Consider the following 24,932-nt stretch of genomic DNA (forward strand, 5'->3'; position numbering starts at 1 on the left):
TATCATGCGATCGCGACTTAATTTCACCCCCTATTTATTTCTATTACCCGCATTACTCATTTTAACCCTCACTGTATTTTGGCCGTCCTTACAAGCCTTTTATCTCAGCTTTTTTGATTATGACTTAATTCGAGAACCTCGGTGGGTCGGTTGGGGGAATTTTCAAAGACTTTGGCAAGATCAAGTATTTTGGCAAACCTTAAAAAACACCGGACTTTATATAATAGTAGTCGTTCCTATTTTGGCGATCGCACCCTTGGGGTTAGCCATTTTAGTTAATCAAAAACTCCGTGGCATTCACTGGTTTAGAACCGCCTATTATGTGCCGGTTGTCATTTCCATGGTCGTAGCCGGACTAGCCTGGAAATGGTTATATGCAGAGAATGGATTACTTAATCAATTACTCCAATATTTTACCTCATTTTTCCTCCCCTCATCTACTCAATTCCGAATTCCCTGGTTAACCGATCCTAATTTAGCCTTATTTTCAGTCATGGCAGTTACCATTTGGAAAGGATTGGGTTATTATATGGTAATTTATCTCGCTGGCTTACAATCTATCCCCGCAGAACTTTACGAAGCCGCTAGTTTAGACGGTTCCGACGGGTGGCAAAGTCATTGGGATATCACCTTACCTTTAATGACACCTTATATAATTTTAGTCTCGGTAATTTCTGCCATTTCCGCTACCAAGGTATTTGAAGAAGTTTATATCATGACCCAAGGCGGCCCCTTAAATAGTTCTAAAACCATTGTTTATTATCTCTATGAAAGGGCTTTTCAAAACTTAGATATTGGTTATGCCTGCACCATTGGATTAGTGCTATTTGGAATAGTTTTTAGTTTATCATTACTCCGGTTAATTGTTAACCGTTTAACAGGTAATCAAAACCAGGCTACTTGGTGAAATCATCCCCCCGGACTAGGGGCAGACCAGCGACCATAGTTCATACTTTCCCCTAATTTTTTTGCTAAATTCCTGAAATTAAGCCATAATAGAAGTAGATGGAATTGCCCGTCAATATATAGGCTTAGGGTCAACAGACCCAGGATAAATCATATCTTAACCAAACTGAAAGGGGAGTTCTTCAACCGTAGTAACAACGTAACTTAGGGTCAACAAGGAGAAATATGATCATGGCTGATTTCGACTGGCTGAGAATGTTAATCCCAGCGGTGTTTTATTTAGGCTGCATCTACTTGCTGTTAGGTTGGATACCCGAAAACACGGAAAGTTAAAATTTTTCACACAAACGGCTAATTGTCAGACAAAATAGGGTAAGTAAATGGTGTGAGAGACGCAACAAATAACGAATTATGAAAACCAATCGATGGCATATCATACTTACCTTAGTCGCAGCGATCGCAGTTTTGATAACCCACCCATCCCAAACTAACCCAGCTTTCCCTGTCGGGGAAGCTGGTTTTACAGATGTCCAAAACCATTGGGCGCAGCCTTGTATTAAGGAATTAGCCGATCGCCAAATTATTACCGGCTACAGTGACAACACCTTCCGCCCTAATAACCCCATTACCCGCGCTGAATTCGCCGCCCTGGTTAATCAAGCATTTCCGAGAGTACAACCCACCCGCCGCCGCCAGAATTTTGTCGATATTCCCACAGATTTTTGGGCTTATGATGCCATTAGTCTGGCTAGTCAAAAAGGGTTTTTATCAGGATATATCGGTAGTGTTTTTAATCCTCTGGTTAATATTCCTAGGGTACAAGCCCTGGTGGCTATTAGCAATGGTTTAGGATTTAAGCCCCAGCAGTTGTCTCCTGAACAATTGGGAGATGTTTTTATCGATAGCGCCACCATTCCTGATTATGCTAAAGAAGCGATCGCCGCCGCCACTGAAAATTGGTTAGTCGTTAACTATCCTAATGTTAGACAATTGCAGCCTAACCGTCCGGCGACTAGGGCTGATGTAGCTACATTTATCTGTCAGGCTATCACTAACTTTGATGAAAATGCCTTAGTTCCTTCTCAGTATATTGCCCGCATTTCTGTGGATGATCAACCCTTAGCAAAAATGCCACTGACTACCCCAGAAACCCAAGCAGTTACCGAGTCCGAACCCGCCGAAACTCCATCAAGTCCCGCCGATATTTCCATCAATAAACCCCCCGAAACCCCATCAGAATCACCTCAACAAATCCCCCATTCTCCACCTACTGAAACTCAATTTTTTCAACCACCATCCCAAGCATTGCTACCACAAGAACCCATTAACAAAACTATTGAATTTGAGAATTTACTAGCAGAATTTGATTTTAACCCTCGCCCTAGTCCTCAATTTAGCTTGAAAATTACGCGGCGCGGAGAGGTTGTTTTAGATGATAATATACCAGAAGATATCCTCAAGAATTTGATATCAAGTAACTTAGATACCATCAGGCTTTTAGATGTCCGCACTATCGATTTAAATGGAGATAGGGAACCTGAGTTAATTGTAGACCTCCAAAGTGGCGGTTATTACTCGCTGATTTACCATTATAGACCCTTAGCCAAGCAATATGGTATTATTCCTAAAAGTTGGGGTATTTGGCGCTATGATTTAACCGAAATTACTGATGATGGCTTACCAAGATTTGTGGGGTATGATTACCGATTTGCGCGGGAATTTAATCTGCAATCTCAATCACAGGTCCCTCTGATAATTTGGGAATATCGCGCTGGACAATTTCAAAATGTTACTGCTAATTATCCGGAATTTGTGACCCTTCACCTCGATCGCATTTGGCGAGATATTGAACAACGACACCGCCAAAATCAGGATGTTCGCGGGGTGATCGCCGCTTATATGGCTAATCAATATTCCCTCGGTCAGGGAGAGTTGGGGTGGCGAAAAGTGCGATCGCTTTTTGAGGATAGAAATATATCCGATTTATTAGCAGATGTAACACGGTTTTTGCAGGATACCGGCTATATTCAACCGTAGCCAATAGACTGGACTCACAGTTATTCCCTGATCTGATGATTTTAGATAATTTCCGATATGGGATCTGTGAGTTTTTCTAAGTCTTCTGGTCTGTCAATATCAGTCAAAATGGTTAAATTAGCAACCGCTATGTTAAGATGATGACAGATAGAAATCGTTTGTTTCCAGACTAATTCGGTTCCCCAATTCACTCCCTCAAATATTTCGGGGATAAACCTTGACAGTCCGATTAAATAATATCCGCCGTCCGTCGCGGGTCCCAGGACTATATCAAACTGCTGGAGTAGCTGGAAGGCTTGACTAAGGATATGGGAAGTGATGGCTGGACAGTCGCTTCCAATCATCACTACCGACCTATATTTACGGTTAAATGCTGACTGGAATGCTTCCGACATTCTCTCGCCTAAATTCCCCCCTACTTGAGGATTATAACACAGATGACACCCTAACCAATCTTGCATTTGACTTAGGGTAGTTCCTGTGAATTTAATTTCTGTGGAAATGGGACGCAATTCCTGGAGTTTGTCCACTGTGGCGATCGCTTTTTCGGTCATTTGGCGATGTAGTTTCGCCGCGCCTTCAATACCCAGCGCCGGAATTAGTCGCGTTTTGGTTTGACCGGGTTCTGGGTAACGGGTGAAAACAATTAAATGTTCCATAATTTGACAATTTTACCAGGTCATATAATCAGGCTTGCGATAGGCTAGGTTCCCCCCAATATAGGTAGCATCAATGCTGCGATCGTCCCCTAAAATCATCAGAGAAAATAGGATTTCGTTGAGTTTTTCTACTGATTCTATGCTATGCTGAGGGTGGCGGAATGCCATTAATGGTGTGGCTTGCCAATTTAATACAATAAAATCGGATTCTTTCCCTATTTGAAAGTTGCCGATATATGAGTCTAAATGAATGGCTTTAGCGCCCCCTAGGGTAGCTAAATAAAAGGCTGGCAATGGTGACAGAGTTTGCTTTTGTAGCTGGGTGACTTTATAGGCGGCGGACATGGTTTTTAGCATGGAAAAACTGGTTCCCGCACCCACATCACTGGCTAAACCTACCGCTATGGGGTGCGCGGGTGATTTCGCCTCTTTCAGATTAAATAATCCACTACCAATGAACATATTGGAAGTCGGACAGAAAGCTATGGCTGAACCCGCTTCGGACAAACGTTTAAACTCGGAATTGCTTAAATAAATGCCGTGGGCAAAAATTGAGCGATCGCCTACTAAACCTGCTTTTTCGTATACCTCCAAATAATCTTTACAATCAGGAAACAATTGGGAAACCGTCACTAATTCTTCTTGATTTTCTGATAAATGAGTATGAACATACACATCAGGAAATTCTCGTTTTAGTTGTCCGGCTACTTCCAACTGTTCTGGGGTCGAAGTTATCGCAAACCTAGGAGTAATTGTATAGCACAACCGACCGCGATGATGCCATTCTTTAATCAAATCTTTATTATTGTGGTAGGCAGTTTCCGGGTTATCCAATAGGGACTCAGGTGCATTTCTGTCCATCATCACCTGACCAGCGATCGCCCGAATATTACGACTTTGTGCTTCCTCAAAAAATACCCGGGTTGACTCTGGGAAAACCGTTGTCATTACCACTGCTGTAGTCGTGCCATTCCGCGCCAACTCATCAAAAAAGAACCCCGCGACCTCGCGAGCGTGACTAGGGTCTTTGAACCTTTGTTCACCTGGGAAAGCATATTTTTCTAACCACTGCAAAAGCTGTTCCCCATAGGAAGCAATAATCTCCGTTTGTGGATAGTGAACATGAGTATCAACAAAACCAGGGATGATCAACCTTTGGCTATAGTCGATAATCTCAATTTCAGGATAATCGGTTCGGATATGGTCATAGGAACCGAAAGCCTGAATTTTGCCATCCTCAACAATTAATAACCCATCCTCAAGATAGCGATAGCTTTCCGTGGGAGACACCACAAACGGATCATCAATAAAATCCAGAAAAGCGCTGCGAACTCCGTACATATTTATAACTCGTGGAAATCATAAATCACAATACCAGACTCCGGGTGGTTGGTAATAGTAACATAACCTTTTTTGAACATATCATTTAAAACATTTTCCACCCGTTCAAAGTCCGCCCCGGTTGCCATTACTCCCTGAGTAACTGACAGTTTACCACCCCGCGCCGCCGCTGCCTGTAGTAATCTCATTCGCAGACGTTCCTGCAAGTCTCCAGTCACAATTAACGTCACTGGGTTACTTTCGGGAAGTGGGGAACCGTCCGGCGCAACTCCCAGCCTGGCCTGTGCTTTAGCATTATATTCCTCCACCATACTGGGAATCAAAAATACATCCACCAACTGGCCAACTCGGAACAGTCCCAAAGTACACATCCAAATTACACCGGTGACAATCTGGCCATTGTACAGGCGATGTAAACCACTTATGGGAGTAATCAAGCCGATCGCCCATAATATATAACTCGTGGTAATTTTTTTCACGATAACCTCCAAGTCCTGACATCAAGGGACTATAACCATGATCGCACATCTGAAATATCTTTGGTGCAGATCAGTCCGTGTAGCAATGGTGTAGCAATTCTTAACGGAATTGATCGTGCAGGCGATACCATTACTTGCTAGACTGGAATGCGTTGCATATTAAACGCTTTTGATTGCAGCCCCAAGCGGGTTGGTCATTTTAACTAAACGGCGATGTTCAGCCCATAGTAGCCCATCGCCCACACCAAGTCCCTTGCAATAATTAATAAAACACGAGCATTATGGTAGATTCCCTGAAAAAACCCACATTTGAAGAGATACGTCCTGGGGTTAAGGTTCCAGCTAAGGAAACCATCCTGACACCTCGGTTCTACACCACAGATTTTGAAGAGATGGAAAAAATGGACATCTCTGCTAATGAAGAGGAAATCAGGGCGATCTTGGAAGAGTTCCGGGTTGACTACAACCGTCATCACTTTGTCCGTGACGAAGAGTTTGAACAGTCCTGGGACCACATTGATGGCGAAACTCGCAAGGTTTTTGTAGAGTTTTTAGAGCGTTCCTGCACCGCCGAATTTTCTGGCTTCCTGCTTTACAAAGAACTCAGCCGTCGCCTTAAAGAAAAAAGCCCTGTCTTGGCTGAATGCTTCTTGCTCATGTCACGAGATGAAGCACGCCATGCCGGTTTCCTTAACAAAGCTCTGTCCGATTTTAACTTATCTCTGGATCTGGGTTTTCTCACCAAAAGCCGGAAGTACACCTTCTTTAAACCCAAGTTTATCTTCTACGCTACCTATCTTTCTGAGAAGATTGGTTACTGGCGTTACATCAAAATCTATCGCCATTTAGAAGCTCATCCAGAAGATCGGATTTACCCGATTTTCCGTTTCTTTGAAAACTGGTGTCAGGATGAAAACCGCCACGGTGATTTCTTTGATGCTATGCTCAAGTCTCAGCCTAGCCTGTTGAACGACTGGAAAGCTCGCCTATGGTGTCGCTTCTTCCTGCTGTCTGTGTTCGCGACTATGTATCTAAATGACCTACAGCGTGCGGACTTCTATGCGGCTATTGGCTTGAATGCTCGCGATTATGACATCGAAGTAATCGAAAAAACTAACGAAACTGCTGGTCGGGTATTCCCCATTGTCCTTAATGTCAATCACCCCAGTTTCTACCAACGTCTTGATGATTGCGTGAAGACTAATGAAAAACTTAGTGCGATCGCTAATTCTAACGCACCTGGTTTCGTCAAGTTCTTCCAAAAACTACCCCACTACATCTCTAATGGTTGGCAGTTCTTAAACCTGTACCTACTCAAACCCATTAATGTAGAACCCAGTCATGGTGTAGTTCGCTAATTGTCACTGAACACCTACCTACATCCCCCCCATTTTCGGGGGGGTGTCTCCACCCAACATCAAACACCATAACTAGGACAGACAAGGCTTATGTCTCCCTAGTTTCCGTAGTTAAATAACACCTAACTAGCCCAAAACTCCAAGTAATTCCTACCTTATTGGTTATGGCGATCACCCACGTTATTTATGATCTTGACGGTATACTATTAGATACTGAACCTCTCCATGCTCAAGTAAATCAGGCGATCGCTAACCGTTATGGTAAAACCATTGACAGAACCCTACAATATCAACTTTGTGGTCGTAAGTCTAAAGACTCCGCCGCCTTAATTGTAGAAACCCTGCAATTACCCCTAACCCCCGAAGCATTTTTGCAGGAAAAAGACGCAATTATCTATCAATACTATCCCCAAGTTCCCCCCCTACCCGGAATAGTTCGGCTTACCCATCACCTCGCTAACCACAATATCCCCCAAGCCGTCGCCACCAGTTCTGCTACCAGACCCTTTACCGCCAAAACCCAACCCCATCAAGCCTGGTTTTCCCTATTCCGCTGTATTGTCAGAGGAGATGACCCGGAATTAACCAGAGGAAAACCCGCACCAGATATATTCTTAATTGCGGCTAAACGACTAGGTGCTAAACCTGAAAATTGCCTAGTGTTTGAAGACTCCCTCGCTGGGGTAATGGCTGCGCGACAGGCGGGAATGTATGTGGTGGCTATTCCACCGCCAGAAATGGACTACAGCGCCTATCAACAAGCTGATCAAGTCCTGACTTCCCTAGAAGATTTTAAACCAGAATATTGGCATCTTCCGGCTTTTGAACCTGATCATCACCGGGTTTCCCCCGCGCAAGTTTAGGCGATATTCTGCTAGGTTTGGTTATTAACCCCCAACAGCCATGATCACCCCCAAAAAAATAAGTTTAACTAATTTATACCGCCAGATGAATTTAATATCACAAAGATTGTTAAGATTTATTACGATTTTATTGCTAATTGCTCGCAAATAGTTGACGAGATTATGGGGGTTGTGATACACTCAAATAAATCGCACCCAAGGGGTTACTGTGTCTATATGCCAAAAAAAAGGCTACAACCCTGATTCTATGGCGCTAAAAGTTATTCTCTGAGAAAAAAATTAAGCTGGCGATGCACGAGTTTTTGAGAAAAATGGGACGGCTAATTTTCTACCTATTGACAAAAAGGCGATTATGTGCATAGCCGTTTCGGGGGGAGGTTTGAGTTGATTAATTTTCTCGTTGGGAGGCGATCGCCTTTCGATCCTAGGTTGGGTTATTAACCCCCAACAGCCATGATCACCCCCAAAAACATAAGTTCAACTAATTCATACCGCCAGATGAATTTAATATCACAAAGATTGTTAAGATTTGTTACAATTTTATTGCTAATTGCTCGCAAATAGTTGACGAGATTATGGGGGTTGTGATACACTCAAATAAATCGCACCCAAGGGGTTACTGTGTCTATATGCCAAAAAAAAGGCTACAACCCTGATTCTATGGCGCTAAAAGTTATTCTCTGAGGAAAAAATTAAGCTGGCGATGCACGAGTTTTTGGGAAAAAGGGGACGGCCAATTTTCTACCTATTGACAAAAAGGCGATTATGTGCATAACCGCTTTCCGCAGCCTATCCCGGACGGAGAGGAAGTGAAAATAAGAGGCAGTTCATTGGTTAATAATTAACAAACTTAGTGAGGAGAACCGGACCGATTAAATAGTGATGACCCAAACAAGACAAACCCGCAGAATTAGCCAACTGTTCCCTTTTTTTGCGGCTGTACCACCGCAACTTACCAGGAGAGACAGCAACCTCTCGATATTCAGTCCAATCATTAACGGTATAATCAGCCAGATAAAAAACTCCCTGCGATCGCAAAACCCGTTTAATTTCTGCTAGGACCAATTCAGGGTGAGGATAATGGAGAAAACTGATAGTACAAAAAACGGCATCAAAACTCAACTCAGGAAAAGGTAAAGCCTCAACATTCCCCTGTAGAAACTGTAGGCGATCGCCATAGACATTTTGGTTTTTCGCCTCTTTAATCATTTGAGGAGATAAGTCCAACCCCGTCCCCTGAAGGTCAGGAAACTGTTTAGCCAAACGCTGTAGCAGTCGTCCTGTACCACAGCCAATATCAAGAATATTAGCGGAATTAGGAAACTCCGCAAACTCCAATAAACGCTTATGTACAGCCTGATAGAAAACCGTGGTCAGCAGGAAATCATAAAAAGGAGCCCAGCGGTCAAAAAACGATTGTTTATTCTGAAAAAATCTGTCAGTCATAGATTAAAGATATCCCCCACATAGAAAATAGTAAGGTAGCGTCAGACCCAGGAGCTTTTGGGTCACCAGAAACACTGGTAACTCTGACGCACCGGAATATATATCTCTAACCGATATTATAGCTCTGTGATCAATCCCGGAATATCAATTAATTTTGAATCTGGCTAACATATCCCCAGAGACTATAATCACGACTGAGCCAACCATGAAAGAAAGCCATTTGACTGGGCTTTTCCTGAACCCGCTTATAACGATACAGGATGCGCTCATTAACAATTTGGAGAGCGGTAAACTTATTGTTACCCTGTTCCATAGCGGCGCGAGTTTCGGCATCAAATACCCCCGTTTGTGGCAACCCCAGGGCTTGTTGTAAAAAAGTAATGGAATTATGAATGCCAAAGTTAACGGCTGTGTCAAACATGACGATCGCTAAAGCCGGGTGCATGGCGGGAGCGCCGCTACCTCTCCAATAGCCATCATAAATTTCCAGCATTTCCGCATCAGACATTTGTAGCACATCCAAGGGAGGTAAACCCCTGCTGGCACGATAGGCATTATACTCAGTTTGGAGAATACCCCTATAGGTGCGGCCGCCAATATCTGCCGGATGGTCACTAAAGCCACCCTCAAAATAGAGAGTAAATCCCAAAGCGGCATCAAAAAGTCGCTGTTCGTAATCGCTTTTACTGCGGGTACGAGCCAAGGTTTCGTGACCAATCAGGGGAATAGAAATAGCCACCAATAACCCCAAACCGCCAGCAATCAGGCGAGACTTGAGATTGATATGCTTCAGCTTACCAGTTGCTTGTTGTACATTCATAGCTCTAACGAGTCCTTTGGTCTGGTGAGTTCACGTAAAACTCCTGGGAGGGTTGGAAGCTCCGTGATTGATCACGGAGAGGAAAACCGACTCAAGCGGCTTTAGCCGCCAGCACCCCCTTGCGGGGTGGAGGGGTATGGTTGCCCCTCCATGGAGCTATGGTTGGCTCCGACTCCCTTGCGGGGTAATGTTTGCTTCGCCAATGTTCAGAGTCGGTACTATCCAAATCGCACGTCCTTAACCCCTTAGAGATGTTTAACGATTCGGTTCATGAGCCTGGAACTAGCACGCATTCCAGGGTAGGAACTTTAACTCTTGCTCTGAACGGAGCCAGTTAAGGCTATAGCTGGTCAGCTACCTGAAAGGGGGGCACGAAGCCCCCGTGCTTCAGCCGGGGGTGCTGACTCAACTAAGGATAGCAGCAAAGCTGACCAATCCCTGCCAGCCGTCTCCTACCCAGGCTCAGAGGGGAAATACAGAGAGTCGGAAGTAGATGTTATCGGGTCAATAGTACCATGCCTTGACGGTTCCGAGCATCTACGCGAAACTTAACATATAATGAACCTACTGCTTCAGGCATTGATAACTTTTGTCAAGTTCTCAGGGGTTTTTGTCCAACTGATTACCCCTGATGTCTGAACAGTGCAGTCAGAACCATCTGATTTAGCTGACAGCCTGCCTATATCAGAGATCTTCTCTGGTGTCGGTATTGTATTAGACCACTTTGTGCAGTCGATTTAAGCTATGGAAACCCTAGAGTTTATCATCCATCCCGACGGCCGAGTTCAGGAACGAGTCACCGGAATTGTTGGTGCGTCCTGTGCTGAGGTTACGGCGGCGATCGAAGCTGAGTTAGGGGTGGTATTAAATCAGGAGACAACTTCTGAATATTTCGCCCAAGGGAATCACCAGTCTCAGAATGCCACTGCTCAAGTGGGTTTGAGTAACTGGTAAATTCTATCTATACCGTTCAAGCAATTCATTCACAATTTACCAACTATGTCACACTTTAGCCAAATCAAAACCCAAATTCGGAATATCACGTCTTTAAAAGCTGCTTTGACTGATTTAGGTATTGACTGGAAGCCTGGACCCCGCGAGGTTCGAGGTTATCGTGGTCAAACTCTGGCCGCGGAAGTGGTTATCCAACAAGAGAATGGTTATGATATCGGCTTCGCTTGGAATGGTCAGGAATATGAACTGGTGGCAGATTTGCAATTTTGGCAACAAGCTACCCCGGTTGATCATTTCCTGAGAAAAGTTACTCAACGTTATGCTTTCCACACTGTGGTTACCGCGAGTACGGCCCAAGGTTTCCAAGTTTCCGAACAGCACAATAATCAAGATGGATCGATCCGCTTAGTTGTTCAACGCTGGAGTGCTTAATGTCTCAATTGTCTGCATCATCACAACAGTCTCACTCAGAACGTTCGGGGTTAGAACCGGAATTGGGTGGGTTTTTGCGGGATGCACCTGAGCGTTCTGGGTTTGAGCCAGAGTTGGGGGGTACACTGCGCCAAAAAGGGGTTTATGTTGATGAGCCTACTTGTATTGGTTGCAAGCATTGCGCTCATGTGGCTAGAAACACATTCTATATTGAGCCAGACCATGGCCGATCGCGAGTGTTTCGCCAGGATGGAGATTCGGAAGATGTCATTCAAGAGGCGATCGATACTTGTCCGGTTGATTGCATTCACTGGGTTGACTATACGGAACTCAAAGTCCTTGAACAAGAACGTCAAAATCAGGTGATCGCTAGGGTTGGTTTTCCGGCTGAGGCGGCGATCGCACCCCGGAAACGTAAACAGTCCCCAAGGTAAACTACAATCAAACTAGGGGTAATTCGTCTATTATCCCCTAATCCCTAAATTATTACAAGTTAGGCAAAAGTGAGAACATCTTGCTTTTGCTTTTTTGTCGGGGAGTGTCAAATGCTCGGAGAATCAATAGACATTTCCCAGTGGTGGGGGGGTTCCCATTTCCCAAATATCTGGACAAGGGGGGATGGTTGGCGAAAAAAAAGGGAATTGGGGAGGAGTGATTTATAGATACTAGGTGGAATGAGACGAACTCGCAGATCAATGGAGCGATCGCGCCATGGGATGGTTTTTACACCATCGATTATATGCTGTTATAATGGGTTATAATCTCTTTTAAAATTTGCTACTTATCCCCCCATGTCATTACAACAAGAAATCGATAAACACAGACGAAATATCAAAACGGACAGCTACTCAATGTCCATCGGTGAGTTGATGAGTCTATATGAGCATAAAGAAATCGAAATTCGCCCGGATTTTCAACGTTATTTTAGGTGGTCAAACTACCAAAAATCATCATTTATAGAATCGATAGTTTTGGGAATACCGATTCCACCAATTTTTGTCAGTCAAGGAAATGACGGTGTGTGGGAGGTGATTGATGGTTTACAAAGACTTTCAACTATCTATGAATTTGTCGGCATTTTGAGAGACAAACATCCAGATAAAGATACCGATTTCTATATTTTGGATTCTACCATGTACTTGCCTTCATTAAAGGGCAAAAAATGGGATGATCCGGACGACCAGGAAAATTCTCTGACTCCGACACAGCGTTTGTTGATTAAGAGAGCCAAAATTACGGTAAATATTGTTTTGCCAGAAAGTGATAGAATTATCAAATATGAGTTATTTCAGCGACTCAACACAAGGGGGTCGATCGCTACGCCTCAAGAAGTGAGGAATTGCATGGCATTAATGTTAGATAAAAATCTATATAATGTGATGCGATCGCTTGCGGAAAGGGATACCTTCAAAAACTGTATTGCTTTGAGCGATCGCCTCTATGAAGAACAGTATGATATGGAATTAGTATTGCGTTTCATGCTTCTGTTTGACCGGGATGATGAAAATCTTGAAAACATGAAAGGTGATGTCAGTGATTTATTGACTAAGGAAATGCGAGATAAAACCATCGATAATAATTGGAATTTTGGCGATATAGAAACAGCCTTTGATGTGACTTTTAAGATCTTGCATGAAACGATGGGCGATAATAGCTTTAAGCGATATAAACTCGAAGATGATAGATTTCTGGGTGGGTTTTTATTGTCTGCCTATGAAGTAATTGCCCTCGGAATAGGGTATCATTATAAAAATCCCCTTCACAAAGATCGAGTCTGCGATCGCATCAAGGGCATTTGGTCAAATCCAACCTATCGCCATAATTCCGGTGCTGGAGTTAATGCAACCAGACGTTTACCCCATCTAATTAAATTGGGTCGAGAGGTATTTTCTCCCCTATGAAAATGCGAACGACTTGGCAGCGAATGCTTATCTGGACTATGTTCGCCTGCAAAAGCTGAATTATCAAGAACTTTCGAGCAATTTTTTGGCTTTGGCGATGAAGGAAAAACTGAAGAAGTCAAAAGAGACCAATAAACCTTCAGTCTATATCCCTATCTGCAAATTTTTTATTTCGGAGTTAAATCAAAGGTCGATTTTACCCAAAGATGCGATCTCGACCGCCTCGAATCTATCCTCGGAGATTTTTAAAGAAATCACTGCCATATATACCTCAACCACCCCGAATAACTGCGATCGCTCTCTTTAGCCACATCACTATACCAATCCATTCTACCAATTCCTATCACTTTTGACAACGGATCAGATACTCCCTCAATACCGGACACACCTTAAACAACAGCCGATTTTCTCGAATTTTCGTAACTATATATCGCTGCTGTAAGGACTGTAACCCGTTAATTAAGTCCATTGATGATAACTGTAAACTCTCGGTTAAATCTTCTCTAGTTACAGGTTTATCTAACTGGCTCAACTCTAAGATAAGTTGCTGTTCTATGGGTGAGAGTCGCTCAAATAGCTGCTGAAAACCAAACTGCATTTCTGGGGTGATTATCAAGCTATTCTCGGCTAAAAAATCAGCGACATGACCATCAAAAATGTTGTGGATGATAAAAGCAATCTGTTTCAAATAACCAGGATTTCCCTGATATAATTGGATTAACTTTAACCAATTATCCTCATTCTTCAGCAGTCCTCCTCCCATATTTCTCAGGATTTCTACATCCTCTAAACCGGATAACTCTAAAGATTTTATCGGATATAATTGCTCATCTAAACACTCCATCTCTCGACATTTCTCTCGACTGATTAATATAACATTACTCTGATGTTCTAAGTCGGCGATCGCCCGGAAAAAGTTTTGATAATCTTGATAGTCTCTTTCGTATTGTCCGACTAATGCGCCTCTCGTAAACAGATTTTGTACATCGTCCAGGATGATTAAACAGTGCTTTTCCGTCAAGAAACCTAATAGTTGTTTAAGGCGATCGCTCACAGTTCCTTTTGGTTCTTTTTCGCTAACTTTCAATAAATCATTAACTAGCGATGTCAACGATTCTGGAAATTTTAAGTCCCTCCAAATTATTACTTCAAATCTATCTAAGTGCTGATCTACAAATCTTTTAACTAGAGTAGTTTTCCCAATACCAGATACTCCTAACACCGAAATTAAACGACTCTTTCCCTTATTTAATAACCAATTTTCCAGCATCTTTAATTCCGTTTCTCGTCTGGAAAAACCAATAATTTCAGGCGCTAAACTTAAATCGATTTTCTGGAATATATCCTCGTGTCGTTGCTCCCTATTTGGGGGTTGATTAGGAGATGAATAAAATTGCAAATTATGACTACTTTCTATGGTATTAATATGAATGAATTGTGATGAGTTAAATTCTAACCTTTCAAAGGTTGAGCGAAAGTTATTTTTTTTTATATCCTCACCTAATGCTTCAGACAATATTTGCCATAATTTATAACCAATATCTCTAACATAACGCTCACTCAAATGAGATAAATCGGCAATTTGATCATAGGTTTTCCCTTCCCATACTCCCTTAATCACAGTTTGCTGAGAGTCGTCTAAGTGCTTTTCTGTTTGCTGAAACACTAGATGATCTGCCAATTGTAAAACTTCTGTTACATCCATTGAACTTAAACAGGCTAATCGATTTAGCCATTATACCTTAGTTGATGCCCGTCATTTTACGTTATTTTACGTCATTTTACGTCATTTAGTTAATATTTATTCACAAAACTTACGTCATAATCTGATTTTTAAGTATAGCCAAATACCTAAAGTTTGTGGCATTGTCGTAATTAGAAAAAGTAGAGATTTAACAAGTTCAACCCAACCACTTTGGTGAAAAATCATGGCTAATCATCTTTATTACGGTGACAACTTAGAGGTTTTGAGACGCTACATCAAAGATGATTCGGTTGACTTATGTTATATCGATCCGCCTTTTAATTCTAAGCGAAATTATAATCAAATTTATAATAATATTGGTTCGGAAGACAAAGCACAAGCTCAAGCATTTATTGACACCTGGGAATGGGACAATCGTGCTATGCACGGCTTTGAGGAAATCAGCACCAATTATAATGGTTTATTCACTGAGCAAGCTGTTTATTTAATCACTGGGTTAGAGAATGTATTGGGTAAAGGAAGTTTACTAGCTTATTTAGTTAGTATGACTTTAAGAATAACCGAAATTCATCGAGTTTTAAAACCTACCGGGAGCTTTTACCTACACTGCGATCCAACCGCCAGCCATTATTTAAAGTTAGTGTTAGATGCGGTTTTTTGTTCTCAGGGTGGAGAATTTCAGAACGAGATTATTTGGCATTATAGAAGATGGACGGGAAATTCCAAGTCTTTTCTCAAAATGCATGACATTATTTTTTTCTACACTAAAAATAATAAAAACCATACTTTTAATGTAGGTTATACTGCATATTCTGGTGAATCTTTTTTTAGAAAACAAAATTATCATACTCGCATCAAAAATGGTGATGTTTATGTCACCGAAATCAATCAAGCAGGAGTTAAGGATAATGATGTATGGGAAGTTAAGGACTTACATGATTTGCAAAGAATATTATTAAATTGCCTAGAAAATGAAGAATTATTTAATTCTATTTTGTTTAATTATTTAACTTTGATTAAAGAAAATTTTGATATCTATGGTATTGATAGCAAAGAACTAAAGACTTTAGAAAGCATTATCAAAAAGATTCAAATTCGTTTTGGAGATATATTTCCGATTTCTCTGCTTAATTCTCAAGCTAAAGAGCGTTTAGGTTATCCTACACAAAAACCAGAAGCATTATTAGAAAGAATAATCCAAGCCAGTTCTAATGAGGGTGATATAGTATTAGATGCTTATTGTGGCTGTGGTACAACAGTTGCAGTGTGCGAAAAATTTAACCGAAAATGGATAGGAATTGATATTACCTATCAAAGTATTAGCTTAATTTTAAAAAGATTAGAAGATAGCTTTGGTAAGGGAGTATTAGAGACCATCAAACGGCATGGTATACCCCAAGACATGGAAAGCGCCATAGCATTAGCCAACAAAGCGGACGATCGCACTAGGAAAGAATTTGAAAAATGGGCGGTTTTAACATATACAAATAACCGAGCATTAATTAACCACAAAAAAGGCGCAGACCAAGGAGTTGATGGAGTCGTTTTATTTCAAGGCGATCAACAGACACCGGAAAAAATGATTTTCCAAGTCAAATCAGGAAAAGTCAAATCAGGAGACATTCGGGACTTAATCGGAACCATGACCCTACAAAATGCTAGTCTTGCGATTTTTATCACCCTCCAAGAACCTACTAAAGAAATGCTAACAACCGCAAAATCTGCGGGATTTTATCGCAGCCAATACATAACTGAGAGTTGTGATAAGATTCAGATTGTTACCGTTAAGGATATTGTGGAGAAGCGACAGAGATTAAATATTCGGCTCAGTTATGAAGTGCTGAAAAGTGCCGAAAAACAGAAACTGGTTAACTTTAAGCAAGGGGAGTTCGACCTTTGAGCATTCTTCAAAATCTCATAACCTTATGAAAATAGCGATCGCCTCCCCAAAATTAACCCCAGAATTAAGCTAACCCGAAGCGATCGCATGATCAGGGAATTGTCATCAACCCTGTTCAGACAAAGCCTTTAATAACATATCCCCCATTTCCCGACAGCCTACCGCCTTCATACCCTCAGACATAATATCCCCCGTGCGGTATCCCCAATCCAGAACCTTTAACACCGCTTTCTCAAGGCGATCGCTCGCTGCCGGTTCATCCAAACCATAACGCAACATCATAGCAGCACTCAATACCTGAGCCAACGGGTTCGCCTTATCCTGTCCCGCGATATCTGGAGCCGAACCGTGTACAGGCTCAAACACCCCAGGACCAGAAGCACCCAAACTCGCCGAAGGTAGCATCCCAATACTTCCCGTTAGCATAGCCGCCGCGTCTGAGAGGATATCCCCAAACAAATTACCAGTCACAATAGTATCAAACTGTTTCGGCCAGCGCACCAATTGCATAGCCGCATTATCCACATATAAATGAGACAATTCCACCTCTGGATAGTCCGCCGCCAGAGCCATAATGCGATCGCGCCATAACTGAGAAACATCCAGAACATTAGCCTTATCCACCGAACACAGGCGACCCTGGCGTTTTTTCGCCGTTTCAAACCCCACCCGTCCAATCCGGTCTATTTCCGATTCTCCATAGGCCATCGTATTGACCCCTCGTTTTTCCCCCGTCTCCGTCTCAAAAATACCCTTGGGTTGACCGAAATAAATACCCCCCGTCAACTCTCGCACCACCATAATATCTACCCCTTCCACAACTTCCCGCTTCAGAGATGACGCATCAATCAAGTGAGGCAAAATAGTAGCCGGACGCAGGTTAGCAAATAGCCCCAAACCTGCTCTCAGTGCCAAAAGTCCCGTTTCTGGGCGCTGCTGACGCGGTAAATTGTCCCACTTGTAGCCACCGATCGCCGCCAGCAACACCGCATCACTATCGCGACAAGCCTGTAATGATTCCTCTGGTAGCGGTTCCCCTGTAGCATCAATAGCCACTCCCCCCATGAGAGCTTCTTTAAATTCAAAATTTAGGTCTAATTGTTTACCAACAGCCTTGAGGACATCCACCGCCACCGCCATAATTTCGGGGCCGATGCCATCACCTGACAGAAGGGTAATGCGGTAGTTTTGGGTCATTTTGATATCGTTTCATATATTGCAGTGCAACCTTATATCATAACAGGAAAATAGATAATTTCCTCTGATACTGTCAATAAAGGGGTATCATGAATTTAAGGCGTATTTGGTTCGGGTTATGGAATATTCTAAAATTTTGGTGGCCATTGATAGGTCATCCCAAAGTAGGCTCGTGTTCCAAAAAGCATTTCACCTCGCTAAAGTAGAACAGGCGGAACTGAAGATTTTTCATTGTGTGGGACTGTCTCCCCTGGCTTTTGGTTCGGCTGGGGATATTTATGGACAGGGGTTGGGACGGGCGGCGCAGGTGCAACAAGAACTTATGGCTAAGGAAGTTGAGGAGGTCAAAAGTTGGCTACAAACTTTTTTAGATGAGTGTGAACAGCATGGGATTAGGGCTACATCTGAGTATAAAATTGGTGAGGCAGGTTATTGGATTAGAGAAGTGTCTTTATCCTGGAATCCTGATTTAGTCGTCATGGGAAGACGGGGGCGTTCCGAACTGGCTGAACTGTTTCTTGGTAGTGTTAGTAATCATGTGATCCATCATCTCAGGTGTTCGGTTTTGATAGTTCAGAACCCTGAATAAAAAAATAGGCATTTGAGGGGCGATCGCCTTTTTAATGATTAGGATATCTCCCCTTCATCAATTCTCCTATTACTCCCCCTAGGGTGAAAAAAACACTTATAATTATACAATAAATTCTCACGTAATCCCCAAGTGGTCGCCTAAATGCTAAAATTGAGCCACTGAATCTTACACATAACAAACACGCTTTCAATGACTTCATTACAGCAACCTCACTCGCATCAGAAAGCCAAAGCCCTTAAACCCGGAAGCCGTCGCCCCGCTAAAGCCCTCTGTAGCGAATGCGGTCTCTGCGATACCTACTATATCCACTATGTCAAGGAAGCCTGTGCTTTTCTTAACGAACAGATCGCTAACCTCGAAGAACAAGCCCACGGCAGATCCCGTAATTTAGACAACTCAGATGACCTGTATTTTGGGGTTCATCAGGATATGATGGCCGCCCGCAAAAAAGAACCTATACCAGGCGCACAGTGGACAGGCATTGTCAGCACGATCGCCTGTGAGATGCTTAACCAAGGTATAGTCGAAGGGGTGGTTTGTGTCCAAAATACCAAAGAGGATCGCTTTGGACCTATGCCGATCCTCGCCCGCACCCCGGAGGAAGTTCTCGCCGCCAGGGTTAACAAGCCTACCCTCTCCCCTAACTTATCAGTTTTGGAAGAAGTAGAGCGATCGGGTATGAAAAAATTACTCGTTATCGGTGTAGGATGTCAGATTCAAGCCCTTCGTGCCGTTGAGAAACAAATGGGCTTAGAAAAACTCTATGTTCTCGGTACTCCCTGCGTTGACAATGTTACCCGCGCCGGTCTACAAAAGTTTTTGGAAACTACTAGCCGATCGCCGGAAACTGTTGTCCATTATGAATTTATGCAGGATTTCCGCGTCCACTTTAAGCACGAAGATGGTTCCACCGAAACCGTCCCATTTTTTGGCTTGAAAACTAACCAACTTAAAGATATTTTTGCCCCCTCCTGTCTCAGTTGTTTTGATTATGTGAACTCACTTGCTGATTTAGTGGTAGGATATATGGGGGCTCCTTTTGGCTGGCAATGGATCGTCGTTCGTAACGATCGCGGACAGGAAATGCTCGATCTGATTCAAGACCAACTGGACACTCAGCCCGTATCTTCCCAGGGCGATCGTCGCGCCGCCGTTCAACAGAGCATCCCCGCCTACGATAAAGCCGTCACCATACCCATGTGGGCAGCTAAAATGATGGGGGTAGTTATTGAACGCATTGGACCCAAAGGCTTAGAATATGCCCGCTTTTCCATCGACTCTCACTACACCCGCAACTATCTCTATGTCAAACGCAATTACCCAGAGAAACTAGAGAATCACGTCCCCGATTTTGCTAAACGGATTGTAGCACAGTACAAACTACCAGAATAAAAAAAAGACCCCCATAAGGGCTGACTGGGGCAGGGTAAAATTAGCAGTCAAAAAACTCGCTAATTTTGTCAAAATCCCTGTCTCAGTTCTGGAAATCTATCATTTTTCAGGAGAAAATCACGCAAATCTCTGTTATGCCAGTCGGAAAGCCAATACTGGAACAATTAAGACCAGCAAAACTGACCAAGGTGCATAAACCAGACTGATCAATAAACAGACAAATGCAGTCCCCCTCGCTCCAACCTTAACAACCTCCTCAGAAGTCTGAAAACTCAAGTAAATCGCCAAGCAAGCGACGGAAAAAGCCACCAAAGAAGGTACAAACATTGTACTGACTCCCTTCAACCAACTGTCAAAATGTGGCGCGTTCCTTCGGGCATGGGTCCCTACTTCCGTCTTCCTCAGAACGTTAACCAATAACTGGACAAACAGCCAGTTAAGTTAACGGGTGGGGGAGATGAACGTTTTGTATATTTTATCAATTATAACACAATTAATAATATGTCAATAACCTTCCTTTAAATTGGGGTCAAGATTTCCTGACGGTTCCCTGTCCCCGGCCCAGAAAAATTGAGGGGCGGGTGCGCGCTGTATTGTGTAATATACAGCCACAGCAACCCGCCCGCTTAACCTTAGCGCCAAGGTAGTTTTAGGTAGGTTTAGCGTTTAACCAACTTTTTACTCACCTTACGCAGACGCACGGACTCAGGAGTAACCTCCACCAACTCATCAGGGCCGATATATTCTAAGGCACGTTCTAAACTCATATCCATGGGAGTCTGTAATTGTACCAATTCATCCCCAGTAGCAGAACGGTGGTTAGTCAACTGCTTAGTTTTGCAGACATTTAACTCCAGGTCTTGGGGTCGGTTGTGTTCCCCAACAATCATGCCTTTATAAACCTTAGTTCCCGGGGTAATGAAAAACACACCCCTATCCTCAGCATTTTTCAGGGCGTAGAAAGTGCTAACCCCCTCTTCAAAAGAAATTAACACCCCATTGCGTCGCGCTTCAATATCTCCACTCATGGGACGATATTCGAGGAAACTGTGGTTCATAATCCCTTCACCACGGGTCATCCGCATAAATTCCCCCCGGAAACCTACTAAACCACGGGCGGGAACTACAAATTCCAATTGGCCACGACCATTACCCCCCATACGCATATCCTGCATTTCGGCGCGGCGCTGACCCAAGCGTTCCATACAACTCCCTACAGCCTCTTCTGGAACATCTAAAACCAGATATTCAAAGGGTTCGCAGGGTTGACCGCTAACTTCTCGGTAAATTACCTGGGGTTGGGATACTTGGAACTCGTAACCCTCCCGACGCATATTTTCAATTAAAATACCTAGATGCAGTTCCCCACGACCGGAAACCATGAATTTATCAGGGGAGTCGGTTTCTTCAACCCGTAGGGCGACGTTGGTTTCTAATTCTCGCATTAAGCGATCGCGTAATTGTCGAGAAGTGACATAAGTACCTTCCTGACCAGCAAACGGGGAATCATTCACCGAGAAAGCCATTTGCAAAGTCGGTTCATCCACCCGGATTAAAGGTAAAGCCTGGGGTTCATTAGGGCAGGTGATGGTTTCCCCAATATTAGCATCACTGAAACCAGCCACAGCTACCAGATTTCCGGCGCTAGAGGATTCTAAATCAATCCGGCTCAGACCTTCAAATCCCATTAACTTAGTGACCTTGCTACGAACTACCTCGCCATTTTCTTTGACTAAAGCAGCCTGTTGTCCGGCTCTAATCACCCCATTATGGATTTTACCAATCACGATACGCCCTACATATTCGGAATAGTCTAGGGTGGTAACTTGCAGTTGTAGGGGTTTTTCTGGGTCGCCTACAGGTGGTGGTACATGGTCGATAATGTAGTCAAATAGGGGTTTCATGTCTACCCCTTCTTCTTCCAAGTCCTGTTTGGCGTATCCTGCTAAACCTGATGCAAACAGATAGGGGAACTCGCACTGGTCATCATCTGCCCCCAGTTCCAAGAATAAATCTAGGACTTTATCAACTGCGCCATAGGGTTCGGCACGAGGGCGATCGATTTTGTTAATCACCACAATGGGGCGGAGTCCCTTTTCTAGCGCCTTTTTCAGGACAAAGCGCGTTTGAGGCATCGGGCCTTCGTTAGCATCGACAATCAGTATACAGCCATCAACCATACCTAGCACCCGTTCCACTTCTCCGCCAAAGTCGGCGTGACCGGGGGTATCGACAATATTAATTAGTGTTTCTCCGTAGCGAACGGCGGTATTTTTAGAGAGAATCGTAATTCCCCGTTCCCGTTCAATATCATTGGAGTCCATAATACAGTCCGGGACATCTTCCCCTTCCCGGAAAATACCGGACTGTTTGAGAAGAGCATCTACTAATGTGGTTTTGCCGTGATCGACGTGAGCGATAATAGCAACGTTGCGAATGGGAAGAGACATACTTGATCAGTTGGGATAACAGAGATTATCTGGAAATGCAAAAATTTCACATCTCTTAATAATTTTAACCTATCTGGCCGAAACTCACAAAAAAACCTTTCGTCTCACCCCCTCCCCAGAAGCCGGGTTTATTCATGTTCTCGCCCCCACCCACCCCCGCAGGAACTACCCTAACCCAGAAGCCGGGTTTATTTATCTTCTCGCCCCCACCTACCCCCGGAAGAACTACCCGAACCCAGAAGCCGGGTTTATTTATCTTCTCGCCGCTAGTCGAGGAACTAGCGGAACGCCGCCCCTACATGAGATCGCCCTCTCCCAGAGGTAGACAGAGAGGGGGTGTCAAATTCTCTATTCCCTAATTAATTAACTCATCTCTAACATCCGCTGAATAGGTCGCCAAGCCGCCTCTATGGTAGATTGGGGTAAGGTGATTTCTGGCTGTCTATTTTTCATAGATAAATAGAGTTTTTCGAGGGTATTTAACCTCATGTGGGGACACTCATTGCAGGCGCAACTGTTTAGGGGGGGCGCGGCAATAAACAGTTTGTCGGGAGCCTCTTTTTTCATCTGGTGAATAATCCCGGGTTCTGTAACCACAATAAAGGTAGAATTAGCACTTTCTTTGGCATACTTTAATAAAGCAGTGGTAGAACCTATATAATTGGCATGACGTAAAACTGGGGGTTCACATTCGGGGTGAGCAATAATTTCCGCGCCGGGATATTCAATCCGTAGTTGCACAATTTTCTTTTCGGAGAAATTCTCATGCACCATGCAAGCCCCCTCCCATAATACCATTTCTCGTTGAGTTTCCGCCATGACATAGCGCCCTAAGTTGCGATCGGGTGCAAAAATAATTGGCTGATCTGCGGGAATTTGGCTAACTATTTTGACGGCATTAGCACTGGTGCAGATGATATCACTCATCGCCTTAATGTCGGCAGTGCAATTAATATAAGATACCACTAAATGGTCAGGATGGGCAGCTTTGAAGGCAGCGAAAGCATCGGGAGGACAACTATCAGCTAGAGAACATCCTGCATTAAGATCGGGGAGTAAAACCTGTTTTTCTGGATTGAGAATTTTAGCGGTTTCTGCCATGAAGTGAACCCCCGCAAAGACAATAACATCTGCATGGGTTTCGGCAGCTTGGCGCGACAGTCCTAGGGAGTCGCCAATATAATCAGCGATGTCCTGAATATCGGGGTCTTGGTAATAGTGGGCCAGCACGATCGCATTAAGGTCCTTCTTTAAAGTGGCGATCGCCTCAAACAAGTCCTCTGGCTTCTCATATTCAGTCGGTTGTCGGTCTAAAGTCGCTGCAAACATCAGTTGACCTCTGGTTTGTGATTCTCTAATTCCTAATTATAGTTGAATTCACCAAAAAGAGTAAAGCCAGAAATCTCAACCTGGGGTCGCAACAACTTATCCTAGAAAAAAACGTACTATCAGATACAATGAGCCCATCACCGGAATTAACTATCAAAATTGCCCTCATTGGAGATATCCACGACCAATGGGAACCAGAAGATGAGATAGCCTTAAAACAGTTGGGGGTAGACTTAGCCCTATTTGTAGGTGATTTTGGTAATGAAGCCCTAGAGGTGGTCAAGGCGATCGCTAACTTAGATTTACCCAAGGCGGTAGTGTTTGGAAACCATGATGCTTGGTATAGCATGACCGAATGGGGTCGCCAAAAGTGTCCTTACGATCGCACCATGGAAGACCGGGTGCAAACCCAAATTGATATGCTGGGACCCGCCCACGTGGGCTATGGAAAACGAGATTTTCCTGAGTTAGGATTAACGGTTGTGGGTACTCGACCCTTTAGTTGGGGGGGGCCACAATGGACCAATCAAGAATTTTATCAAACCCGCTTTGGTGTCAACAGCAACCAAGAATCAAGCGATCGCATTTTAGCCCAAGTTAAAAACGCCGCATTTGACCAGATTATTTTTTTGGGACATAACGGCCCATTTGGTTTAGGAGATACCCCAGAATCACCCTGTGGTAAAGACTGGAAACCTATTGGCGGCGACTATGGCGACCCAGACTTTGCCGAAGCTATTACCCAAACCCGCAATTATGGAAAAACTATCCCCCTAGTCGGTTTTGGTCATATGCACCACACCCTCCGCCATACTAAAGCCTATCTGCGGAAATCCCTAGCTGTCGATGAACATCAGACTATATATCTTAATGCTGCCAGCGTCCCACGCATTCAAGGCACAGGACCTGATAAATATAGACATTTTGCGATCGCTATACTTAAACAGGGTCAAATTCGGGAAGCCTCCCATATTTGGGTCAACTCACTCGGTCAGATCATCCAACAACAACATCTATACCCATAGACCACAAAAATGGACCGCCTCCCTTTCTCACAGACCCACACCTACTTAGGGCGCGTTGTCCAGAGAAATGGCGGCGGTCATAATTCTTAGCCTGATTCCTAGCCTTGAATACTTACATTTTAGCCATCAACGGATTCTCTACTCCA

The 24,932-nt window shown here is 43.6% G+C and carries 23 protein-coding genes, 1 pseudogene and 1 riboswitch; of the genes and pseudogenes, 14 read left to right on the plus strand and 10 right to left on the minus strand.

Translation table 11 applies throughout. From position 1 onward, the window contains the following. Positions 1-4 precede the first annotated feature (4 nt). Positions 5-907, plus strand: coding sequence for a carbohydrate ABC transporter permease (locus NLZ44_RS04080; protein ID WP_315639826.1), 903 nt, complete (start codon positions 5-7; stop codon positions 905-907). A 410-nt stretch (positions 908-1,317) separates the two neighbouring features. Continuing rightward, positions 1,318-2,943, plus strand: a complete 1,626-nt coding sequence (locus NLZ44_RS04085) for an S-layer homology domain-containing protein (protein ID WP_493751938.1) — start codon at positions 1,318-1,320, stop codon at positions 2,941-2,943. Between the two features lie 41 nt (positions 2,944-2,984). Here the strand turns inward: NLZ44_RS04085 and NLZ44_RS04090 are convergent, their stop codons facing one another. Genes NLZ44_RS04090 through NLZ44_RS04100 form a run of 3 tightly spaced genes read right to left on the minus strand, consistent with a single transcriptional unit; the run spans position 2,985 to position 5,422 of the window. Next, the gene (locus tag NLZ44_RS04090) at positions 2,985-3,602 is read right to left on the minus strand and encodes a TIGR04282 family arsenosugar biosynthesis glycosyltransferase (protein ID WP_006624407.1); all 618 of its coding nucleotides are present in this window, start codon (positions 3,600-3,602) and stop codon (positions 2,985-2,987) included. A 12-nt stretch (positions 3,603-3,614) separates the two neighbouring features. Beyond that, complete coding sequence (guaD, locus tag NLZ44_RS04095; protein ID WP_493751939.1) at positions 3,615-4,943, minus strand: guanine deaminase; 1,329 nt, start codon at positions 4,941-4,943, stop codon at positions 3,615-3,617. A 2-nt stretch (positions 4,944-4,945) separates the two neighbouring features. Then, entirely contained in the window at positions 4,946-5,422 is a 477-nt protein-coding gene (locus NLZ44_RS04100; RefSeq protein ID WP_493751940.1) for an NINE protein, read from the minus strand. Between the two features lie 281 nt (positions 5,423-5,703). On the opposite strand from NLZ44_RS04100, the gene acsF reads away from it, so the two are divergent. Together acsF and NLZ44_RS04110 are read left to right on the plus strand one after the other, a co-directional pair. Then, positions 5,704-6,780: a magnesium-protoporphyrin IX monomethyl ester (oxidative) cyclase gene (gene acsF / locus NLZ44_RS04105; RefSeq protein WP_493751941.1), complete on the plus strand. Its 1,077-nt coding sequence runs from the start codon at positions 5,704-5,706 to the stop codon at positions 6,778-6,780. Between the two features lie 164 nt (positions 6,781-6,944). Beyond that, positions 6,945-7,643 carry an HAD-IA family hydrolase gene (locus tag NLZ44_RS04110; protein ID WP_006624403.1) on the plus strand — a complete coding sequence of 233 codons (699 nt, stop codon included), beginning with the start codon at positions 6,945-6,947 and terminating at the stop codon, positions 7,641-7,643. 834 nt (positions 7,644-8,477) lie between these two features. Here NLZ44_RS04110 and NLZ44_RS04115 read toward each other — a convergent pair. Further along, positions 8,478-9,089, minus strand: coding sequence for a class I SAM-dependent methyltransferase (locus NLZ44_RS04115; RefSeq protein ID WP_111893870.1), 612 nt, complete (start codon positions 9,087-9,089; stop codon positions 8,478-8,480). 148 nt (positions 9,090-9,237) lie between these two features. Beyond that, entirely contained in the window at positions 9,238-9,909 is a 672-nt protein-coding gene (locus NLZ44_RS04120) for a glycoside hydrolase family 108 protein (protein ID WP_008052367.1), read from the minus strand. Here NLZ44_RS04120 and NLZ44_RS04125 point away from each other — a divergent pair. The 6 genes and pseudogenes from NLZ44_RS04125 to NLZ44_RS04150 all read left to right on the plus strand — a co-directional run bounded on the left by NLZ44_RS04125 (position 9,874) and on the right by NLZ44_RS04150 (position 13,503). Continuing rightward, positions 9,874-10,097: pseudogene (locus NLZ44_RS04125) on the plus strand (hypothetical protein). The gene NLZ44_RS04120 and the pseudogene NLZ44_RS04125 overlap by 36 nt on opposite strands. A 556-nt stretch (positions 10,098-10,653) precedes the next feature. After that, the gene (locus tag NLZ44_RS04130) at positions 10,654-10,863 is read left to right on the plus strand and encodes a DUF2997 domain-containing protein (protein WP_006617668.1); all 210 of its coding nucleotides are present in this window, start codon (positions 10,654-10,656) and stop codon (positions 10,861-10,863) included. Positions 10,864-10,908: 45 nt separating this feature from the next. Continuing rightward, the gene (locus tag NLZ44_RS04135) at positions 10,909-11,295 is read left to right on the plus strand and encodes a DUF1257 domain-containing protein (RefSeq protein WP_006624398.1); all 387 of its coding nucleotides are present in this window, start codon (positions 10,909-10,911) and stop codon (positions 11,293-11,295) included. Beyond that, positions 11,295-11,729 (plus strand): ferredoxin, encoded by a 435-nt coding sequence (locus tag NLZ44_RS04140; protein WP_006624397.1) that lies wholly within the window; start codon positions 11,295-11,297, stop codon positions 11,727-11,729. The genes NLZ44_RS04135 and NLZ44_RS04140 overlap by 1 nt, the downstream gene beginning before the upstream one ends. Positions 11,730-12,086: 357 nt before the next feature. Further along, entirely contained in the window at positions 12,087-13,196 is a 1,110-nt protein-coding gene (locus NLZ44_RS04145; RefSeq protein WP_273247362.1) for a DUF262 domain-containing protein, read from the plus strand. 13 nt (positions 13,197-13,209) lie between these two features. Next, a complete protein-coding gene (locus NLZ44_RS04150; protein ID WP_006624393.1) occupies positions 13,210-13,503 on the plus strand; it encodes an MAE_28990/MAE_18760 family HEPN-like nuclease in 294 nt (97 codons plus the stop codon). 36 nt (positions 13,504-13,539) lie between these two features. Here NLZ44_RS04150 and NLZ44_RS04155 read toward each other — a convergent pair whose 3' ends face one another. Continuing rightward, positions 13,540-14,901 carry a helix-turn-helix domain-containing protein gene (locus NLZ44_RS04155; protein ID WP_493751942.1) on the minus strand — a complete coding sequence of 454 codons (1,362 nt, stop codon included), beginning with the start codon at positions 14,899-14,901 and terminating at the stop codon, positions 13,540-13,542. Between the two features lie 223 nt (positions 14,902-15,124). Here NLZ44_RS04155 and NLZ44_RS04160 point away from each other — a divergent pair, with 223 nt between their 5' ends. Further along, positions 15,125-16,801: a DNA methyltransferase gene (locus NLZ44_RS04160; protein ID WP_493751943.1), complete on the plus strand. Its 1,677-nt coding sequence runs from the start codon at positions 15,125-15,127 to the stop codon at positions 16,799-16,801. A gap of 105 nt (positions 16,802-16,906) precedes the next feature. On the opposite strand, the gene leuB is transcribed toward NLZ44_RS04160, so the two are convergent. Beyond that, positions 16,907-17,998, minus strand: coding sequence for a 3-isopropylmalate dehydrogenase (gene leuB, locus NLZ44_RS04165; RefSeq protein ID WP_493751944.1), 1,092 nt, complete (start codon positions 17,996-17,998; stop codon positions 16,907-16,909). Positions 17,999-18,116: 118 nt separating this feature from the next. Between leuB and NLZ44_RS04170 the strand changes: the two genes are divergently transcribed. Both NLZ44_RS04170 and NLZ44_RS04175 read left to right on the plus strand, forming a co-directional pair. After that, on the plus strand, positions 18,117-18,587 hold the full coding sequence (locus NLZ44_RS04170) for a universal stress protein (protein WP_008052372.1): 471 nt from the start codon (positions 18,117-18,119) through the stop codon (positions 18,585-18,587). A 192-nt stretch (positions 18,588-18,779) separates the two neighbouring features. Further along, the gene (locus tag NLZ44_RS04175; protein ID WP_006668682.1) at positions 18,780-19,982 is read left to right on the plus strand and encodes a Coenzyme F420 hydrogenase/dehydrogenase, beta subunit C-terminal domain; all 1,203 of its coding nucleotides are present in this window, start codon (positions 18,780-18,782) and stop codon (positions 19,980-19,982) included. Positions 19,983-20,114: 132 nt separating this feature from the next. On the opposite strand, the gene NLZ44_RS04180 is transcribed toward NLZ44_RS04175, so the two are convergent. The 3 genes from NLZ44_RS04180 to nadA all read right to left on the minus strand — a co-directional run bounded on the left by NLZ44_RS04180 (position 20,115) and on the right by nadA (position 23,761). After that, positions 20,115-20,309: a hypothetical protein gene (locus NLZ44_RS04180; RefSeq protein WP_006617676.1), complete on the minus strand. Its 195-nt coding sequence runs from the start codon at positions 20,307-20,309 to the stop codon at positions 20,115-20,117. Between the two features lie 34 nt (positions 20,310-20,343). Beyond that, positions 20,344-20,448, minus strand: a riboswitch (Glutamine riboswitch). Between the two features lie 193 nt (positions 20,449-20,641). Continuing rightward, complete coding sequence (gene typA, locus NLZ44_RS04185) at positions 20,642-22,432, minus strand: translational GTPase TypA (RefSeq protein ID WP_493751945.1); 1,791 nt, start codon at positions 22,430-22,432, stop codon at positions 20,642-20,644. A gap of 363 nt (positions 22,433-22,795) precedes the next feature. After that, the gene (nadA, locus tag NLZ44_RS04190) at positions 22,796-23,761 is read right to left on the minus strand and encodes a quinolinate synthase NadA (protein WP_493751946.1); all 966 of its coding nucleotides are present in this window, start codon (positions 23,759-23,761) and stop codon (positions 22,796-22,798) included. Positions 23,762-23,889: 128 nt separating this feature from the next. Between nadA and NLZ44_RS04195 the strand changes: the two genes are divergently transcribed. Further along, positions 23,890-24,786, plus strand: coding sequence for a TIGR04168 family protein (locus tag NLZ44_RS04195; RefSeq protein WP_006624380.1), 897 nt, complete (start codon positions 23,890-23,892; stop codon positions 24,784-24,786). Positions 24,787-24,932 lie beyond the last annotated feature (146 nt).

The sequence above is a fragment of the Arthrospira sp. PCC 9901 genome (assembly GCF_059013425.1).

Coding starts and splice junctions, on each gene's coding strand:
- NLZ44_RS04080 (WP_315639826.1), top strand. CDS start 5: ATGCGATCGCGACTTAATTTCACCCCCTATTTATTTCTATTACCCGCA.
- NLZ44_RS04085 (WP_493751938.1), top strand. CDS start 1,318: ATGAAAACCAATCGATGGCATATCATACTTACCTTAGTCGCAGCGATC.
- NLZ44_RS04090 (WP_006624407.1), bottom strand. CDS start 3,602: ATGGAACATTTAATTGTTTTCACCCGTTACCCAGAACCCGGTCAAACC.
- guaD (WP_493751939.1), bottom strand. CDS start 4,943: ATGTACGGAGTTCGCAGCGCTTTTCTGGATTTTATTGATGATCCGTTT.
- acsF (WP_493751941.1), top strand. CDS start 5,704: ATGGTAGATTCCCTGAAAAAACCCACATTTGAAGAGATACGTCCTGGG.
- NLZ44_RS04110 (WP_006624403.1), top strand. CDS start 6,945: ATGGCGATCACCCACGTTATTTATGATCTTGACGGTATACTATTAGAT.
- NLZ44_RS04115 (WP_111893870.1), bottom strand. CDS start 9,089: ATGACTGACAGATTTTTTCAGAATAAACAATCGTTTTTTGACCGCTGG.
- NLZ44_RS04120 (WP_008052367.1), bottom strand. CDS start 9,909: ATGAATGTACAACAAGCAACTGGTAAGCTGAAGCATATCAATCTCAAG.
- NLZ44_RS04130 (WP_006617668.1), top strand. CDS start 10,654: ATGGAAACCCTAGAGTTTATCATCCATCCCGACGGCCGAGTTCAGGAA.
- NLZ44_RS04135 (WP_006624398.1), top strand. CDS start 10,909: ATGTCACACTTTAGCCAAATCAAAACCCAAATTCGGAATATCACGTCT.
- NLZ44_RS04140 (WP_006624397.1), top strand. CDS start 11,295: ATGTCTCAATTGTCTGCATCATCACAACAGTCTCACTCAGAACGTTCG.
- NLZ44_RS04145 (WP_273247362.1), top strand. CDS start 12,087: ATGTCATTACAACAAGAAATCGATAAACACAGACGAAATATCAAAACG.
- NLZ44_RS04155 (WP_493751942.1), bottom strand. CDS start 14,901: ATGGATGTAACAGAAGTTTTACAATTGGCAGATCATCTAGTGTTTCAG.
- NLZ44_RS04160 (WP_493751943.1), top strand. CDS start 15,125: ATGGCTAATCATCTTTATTACGGTGACAACTTAGAGGTTTTGAGACGC.
- leuB (WP_493751944.1), bottom strand. CDS start 17,998: ATGACCCAAAACTACCGCATTACCCTTCTGTCAGGTGATGGCATCGGC.
- NLZ44_RS04170 (WP_008052372.1), top strand. CDS start 18,117: ATGGAATATTCTAAAATTTTGGTGGCCATTGATAGGTCATCCCAAAGT.
- NLZ44_RS04175 (WP_006668682.1), top strand. CDS start 18,780: ATGACTTCATTACAGCAACCTCACTCGCATCAGAAAGCCAAAGCCCTT.
- NLZ44_RS04180 (WP_006617676.1), bottom strand. CDS start 20,309: ATGTTTGTACCTTCTTTGGTGGCTTTTTCCGTCGCTTGCTTGGCGATT.
- typA (WP_493751945.1), bottom strand. CDS start 22,432: ATGTCTCTTCCCATTCGCAACGTTGCTATTATCGCTCACGTCGATCAC.
- nadA (WP_493751946.1), bottom strand. CDS start 23,761: ATGTTTGCAGCGACTTTAGACCGACAACCGACTGAATATGAGAAGCCA.
- NLZ44_RS04195 (WP_006624380.1), top strand. CDS start 23,890: ATGAGCCCATCACCGGAATTAACTATCAAAATTGCCCTCATTGGAGAT.